Source organism: Candidatus Seribacter sulfatis (genome assembly GCF_964187635.1).
Classification (GTDB): domain Bacteria; phylum Verrucomicrobiota; class Verrucomicrobiia; order Opitutales; family Seribacteraceae; genus Seribacter; species Seribacter sulfatis.
This window is the reverse complement of the sequence record NZ_CAXLMO010000032.1, coordinates 1-3,332: the sequence shown is the minus strand read 5'-3', so window position 1 is coordinate 3,332 and position 3,332 is coordinate 1. Positions and strand designations below refer to the sequence as shown.

Annotated in this window: 2 protein-coding genes and 1 pseudogene; all 3 read left to right on the top strand. The window is 48.9% G+C overall.

Annotated features, from left to right (window positions below; translation table 11 throughout):
* Positions 1 to 1,853 (top strand): hypothetical protein (locus tag ACKPQ5_RS03845; RefSeq protein ID WP_407677776.1); only part of this gene is annotated, 1,853 nt, incomplete at its 5' end.
* Positions 1,854 to 1,902: 49 nt separating this feature from the next.
* Positions 1,903 to 2,070: a hypothetical protein gene (locus tag ACKPQ5_RS03840; RefSeq protein ID WP_407677775.1), complete on the top strand. Its 168-nt coding sequence runs from the start codon at positions 1,903 to 1,905 to the stop codon at positions 2,068 to 2,070.
* Positions 2,071 to 2,101: 31 nt separating this feature from the next.
* Positions 2,102 to 3,332: pseudogene (locus tag ACKPQ5_RS03835) on the top strand (hypothetical protein); the annotation flags it as partial.

Sequence of the window (3,332 nt, the reverse complement as noted above, 5' to 3'; positions counted from 1 at the left end):
AAGCCCATAGCGAGAATGCGGAGAAATTCTTTGAGAATGTCATGAGGAAAAAGAATATCATTCCCTTACACGGTGCTTTCGCCCGTCTCTGGCTGAATCGGGAGCTGCCGGAAGCGAACCTTCTTTTGCACCAAGCACAGCAGGAGATTATCGCTCATGAGAAGGGGGAGTATGGAATGACCATTGAAATCGCCTCTTCCGAGCATGTCAAATGGCAGATGCGTACATGGAACCGGATCTATCAATTATTTCATGATAAGAGCACTTTTTACCCAGGTCGCCTTAATGGCAAGGCACAGGAAATGATCGAGGAAATGTTCTGGCTCTATGTAAGTAAGATGAGCCGTTTTGAAAGGGCTGGTCTCAAACATATCTGGAGCATCCATGGTTCCGAGAATCATGAGATGATGCATTACAGCAATGCACTCCTCGCCTTGCAGGCGCTAAAAAATAGCCCGAAGTACAAAGGCCGTATATTACCCGACGGGCGGGACATTAAAACTCACTATGAAGCATGGAATTCATACTATAAAGAATACTGCGTATCCCGTGCAAAGTATGGCCTTTTGGTCGAAGTGTTTTCTGCCTATGGCCCGAGCTATACCCTTCCTGAAATGATGAACATGCGGGATCTTTCCGAAGATGAAGTTCTGAGGGAACGGATGGACAAATTACTTCATCTGATCTGGGCGGACTGGGCAGTAGGGCAGGTAAACGGTGTTCGGGGAGGGGGACGAACAAGAATTTATCAGGATGAATCGCACAATGAAAGAAGGCTTACTCAATGGGGATCAAGAGACCGTTGGAGGTATATGAGCCATGCACTGCTGAACACAGGTGAGTGGTGGTCGTCCTGGCAGGTGCCCAACCATCCCATACAGGGTATGACTTTTGTCATGGCTACGACTGGATACCGTCTGCCCGATGTCATTATGGACATCGCCCTGGATGTGGAGGGGAGGGGAGAGTATACTTATGTGGTTCGCAGGGTTGCCAAGCAGAAGCAAATGTTGGCCAAGGATATTCCAGTAATGCATGCACCATGGTATGCATTGGATCCGGAGGATCCCCGTATGATCGGCTACGATTACTCCACGCCGAATTATGTAATGGGATCTCTAATGATCGATCCCTCGCTACCGCGGGTTTCATCGCATTTGTATAAGGATGGGAAGGACTTACCGGAAGGCTATCCAGCCCTAACATCACAGAACAGATACCACGGTATCGTTTTTGTCTCCGATGTGAACGCCCGCGTGGTTCCACAGTGTGAAGGACTCGCCAATGGTAAGACCTATGGCGAGCAGCAGGCGGTACAGTACAAGAATGTTTTATTGGTACAGCGGCATGCCATGGCTAAGACCACCGGAGATATGCGTGTGATCTGGGGTGGCAAAGGCATGAGAAGTCGGATAGTCGAGCGCAGTGGTTGGCAGATTATCCGAGAAGGCAATACCTGGCTGGGCGTCAAAGGCTTCTCGCGGACAAAGTCGAATGCATCATGTGGCAGTAGTTGGGACAATGACGTTATCCTACGCATGAATGATGGCAAGGCACCTGTCGCTCTAATCGCTGGGCGGATCAAAGATTTCTCAAATATCGATGCCTTCGCCAAATACCTACAAGGCTTTGCAGGCAAACTGGAAGACGGAAGGTTTATCCTCACTGAAGGATCGAAAGATTTTCTTTCCTTGCACCTCGAATCAGGAGCATTGCCAGAAATATATGGGAAACCAATCAACCTAAATCCGGATATGCTTTTTGATAGCCCCTTTATTTCATCCAAGCATGGCAGTGGGGTGGTAACCATCGACAAGGGGCATCGTAAGTTAAAAATCGACATGGGTTTTTAATTTGTCCAACTTACTTCAAATCTTCCCTCCTATTAACATTGTTTAAAAAATGAAATACTTCGCTCTCTCCTCCCTCATATTCATGTTTGTTTCATGTTTCGGAAATGAAAATGAATTTGGAGTATTGGAGATTGATACTCCAGAAAGAGCGATCTTTGAGGATAAGGTAATGGAAAATGGGGTTCACTTTACTTCACCAAGTGGAAGTGAAAAATGAGATATCTTCAGTATCTATGATTTCTTAGACTATGAAAGCCTGCACCACAGTCCTCATCTTTAGCCTACTCATCTCGCTGTGCTGTGCGCAGGGGCGGGCTGGCGATGTGCTGCCCCCCGCACAGTCGTTGTTCTATAAAGCCCAAGACGAAGAAACCGGCAATATGTGGGATGTGTGGCTCTACCACCATGAGGGAACCTACTACTTGTACTACCTAGCCAATGCTGGTGTCAGGGTGGGCAGAGGTCAGCCCTGGAACAATATTTCTTTGGCCATATCGCCTGACGGTGTGCATTGGACAGAGCAGGGCCCGATCTTGAAAAAGTCCAAGGGAGCCACCTGGATGGGTACCGGTTCAACCTGGAAGTCCTCTACCTTTGAGAAGGACGGTAAATTCTACATGAATTTCTCGGAAGAAATCGGCGAGCGTCAAAACATCTACTTTGCTGAATCTACCGACCTCCGTAATTGGACGAGGTTGAAAGGAAAAGAATATCAGTTTGTACAGGATGAACGATGGTACAAGAAGAACGGTCGCTGGGACTGCATCTGGACCATCGCCAAACCGGGCGGGGGACTCTACGGATACTGGACTGCCAACCCTCTTTCTAAAGATCGTAAATTTGGCTTCGGGGAATCGGAAGATGGACTGCATTGGAAAGCACTTGAACCACCGAAGGTTTCGGGCGTGAAACGCAAACATGCTGAGGTCGGTGCGGTGGAGAAGATCGGGGACAAATACTACATGTTGATGGGCAATTACGCACCTTACATGGTGACGCTCGTTGCGGAACAACCCGAAGGCCCATTTCATGTGGCGAAGAAGAATTCAAACGTATTGACAGGGCACACTTATTTTTGCCGCTTTTTCGCTCACCCAACCGATGGAATGCTCGTGTGCCACTTCACCAGGGCCCGGGACAATCAGGTTTCTTTCGCCCCTCTTAAAGACGTGCGAATCGACAACGAGGGAACGCTGCGCCTCGGATGGTGGAAGGGCAACGAGAAGATGAAGCACCATCCCGTCAAGGTGGATAAACCTGTGGATATAACCAAGCCGATTGCGATGCTAGGCAATTCCTTTGATGTGAAAGGGGGAACGGTTCTCGAAGGTACCTTGAGGCTGCCGAAGGATGAAGAGGCCCCGCGCAGCGGGTTGTTTTTTGAGTGTGTGAACAATCAGGGAGCCGGCGTGCTTGTGGATCATGCGGGCGTGGCCGAGCTCAGCTCCATGTCGGCGGACGGAACCGTTTTGAAAATTG